Origin of the sequence: Streptomyces phytophilus (assembly GCF_013870535.1) — a bacterium.
GTDB lineage: Bacteria > Actinomycetota > Actinomycetes > Streptomycetales > Streptomycetaceae > Streptomyces > Streptomyces phytophilus.
In genome coordinates, this window is sequence record NZ_JACBXC010001110.1 from 1 (window position 1) to 2,036 (window position 2,036).

Annotated in this window: 1 protein-coding gene; it reads left to right on the forward strand. The window is 75.3% G+C overall.

Annotation, left to right across the window (positions count from 1 at the left end; translation table 11 throughout):
- A partial coding sequence (locus tag H5J30_RS29610; protein WP_181790413.1) for an ATP-binding protein occupies positions 1-2,036 on the forward strand: 2,036 nt, incomplete at both ends.

The following is a 2,036-nucleotide window of genomic DNA, read 5'->3' on the forward strand; positions in this document are numbered from 1 at the left end:
CTGCCCGACCTGGGCCCGGTCGCCGAGGAGCCGCACGGCCAGGACAGCAGGGCCCGCCTCTTCGAGCTGACCGTCGGCCTGCTGGAGCGGCTGGCCGCCGGCCGCACCGTGGTGCTGGCCCTGGAGGACCTGCACTGGGCGGACCGCTCCACCCGCGAGCTGCTCGGCTATCTCGTCCGGTCGGTCCGGGACGCCCGCCTCGTGGTCCTCATGACGTACCGCTCGGACGACGTCCACCGCCGCCATCCGCTGCGCCCCTTCCTGGCCGAGCTGGACCGGCTGCGCTCCGTGCAGCGGCTGGAGCTGTCCCGGCTCAGCGAGGACGAGGTGCGCAGCCAGCTCGCCGGCATCCGCGGCGTGGCCGAGCCCGAGCGCGAGCTGACCGCCGAGGTGTACGCGCGCAGCGAGGGCATCCCCTTCTTCGTCGAGGAGCTGGCCCTCAGCGACGACGCGGGGCGCCTCAGCGACTCCCTGCGCGACCTGCTGCTCGTCCGGGTCGAGGCGCTGCCCGAGGGCGCCCAGCGCGTCGTGCGCCTCGCCGCGCGGAACGCCCGCGTCCCGCACGCCCTGCTCGCCGTCGTCTCCGGCCTCGCCGAGGACGAGCTGATCGAGGGCCTGCGCGCCGCCGTCGGGGCGAACGTGCTGGTGCCCGACGAGGAGGGCGAGGCGTACCGCTTCCGGCACGCGCTGCTGCGCGAGGCCGTTCTCGACGACCTGCTGCCCGGCGAGCGCACCCGCCTCAGCCGGCGGTACGCGGAGGCCCTGGAGGCCGACCCCGCGCTGGTCGCGGCGGAGGAGCGGGCGACCCGGCTGGCGAGCTACTGGTACTACGCGCGCGACGCCGCCAAGGCCCTGCCCGCCGTGCTCCACGCCGCCCGCGAGACCCGCACCCGGCACGCCTACGCCGAGCAGCTCAAGCTGCTGGAGCGGGCGCTGGAGCTGTGGGACGAGGTGCCGGCGCAGGAGCGCCGCGGGCTTCCGCCGCAGGGCACCCTGGAGTCGTATCCGGCGTGCGGCTGCGGGGACCGGCCGGAGGAGATCGAGCTGCACCTGATCGACCTGCTGGCGCACGCCGCGTTCGCCGCCCGGCTGGACCACCAGTGGGAGTCGGCGCTGAAGTTCGTGAAGACGGCGCTCAAGGTCGTGGAGGAGACGCAGGATCCGCTGCGCGCCGCCTGGTTCTGGCTGGAGCGCTCCAAGCTCATCGCGCTCGCCGGCCGCGGCGACGGCCGCGCGGAGCTGACCCGGGCGCACGAGCTGGTGCGCGACCTTCCCGCCTCCGCCACCCACGCCGACGTCCTGGCGCAGGTGGCGATGTGGGAGCTGCTGCACGCCTCCGACCTGGACAGCATGGTGCTCGCCGAGCGGGCCGTCGAGCTGGCCCGGCAGGCCGGCGCCGGGGAGGTCGAGCTGGGCGCGCGGATCACGCTGTGCACGCTGCGCTCGGCGAAGGGCGACCCCGACGCCTGGATCGCCGAGCTGTACGAGATACGGGACCTGGCCGGCCAGCTCGGCGCCCACCGCCAGATGGGCCGCGCCTGTATCAACCTGTGCGACGCGCTGGAGAAGGCCGGCCGGTCCGCGGAGGCGGTCGAGGCGGGCCTCGCCGGGATGAAGGACATGTACGCCTGCGGGCTGTACGACTCCGCGGCCTTCGCCGCGCTCAACGTCGTGGAGTCGCTGACCTCCCTCGGCGAGTGGGACCGCGCCGAGCAGATGCGCCAGGAGTGGAAGCGGTACGCGGCCGGCTCCCGCACCGGTGCGTCGGTGGCGCTGCGGCGGGCCCAGCTCGCGCTGCTGCGCGGGGAGTTCGAGCTGGTGCCGGAGCTGCTCGCCGCGGCCCGCCGGTACCGGGGGCGCAACGACGGCGAGCCGCAGTACGAACTGCCGTTCGCCGTCGTGGAGATGAGCGCCCTGCGGACGCTGGGCCAGGCGCCGGAGGCGCTCGACTCGCTGGAGCGCCACCTCGCGCTGCTGCCGCTGCCCGGCCAGGAGACGTACGTCTGGGAGCTTCTTGTCGCCGCTGCCCGGCTGGC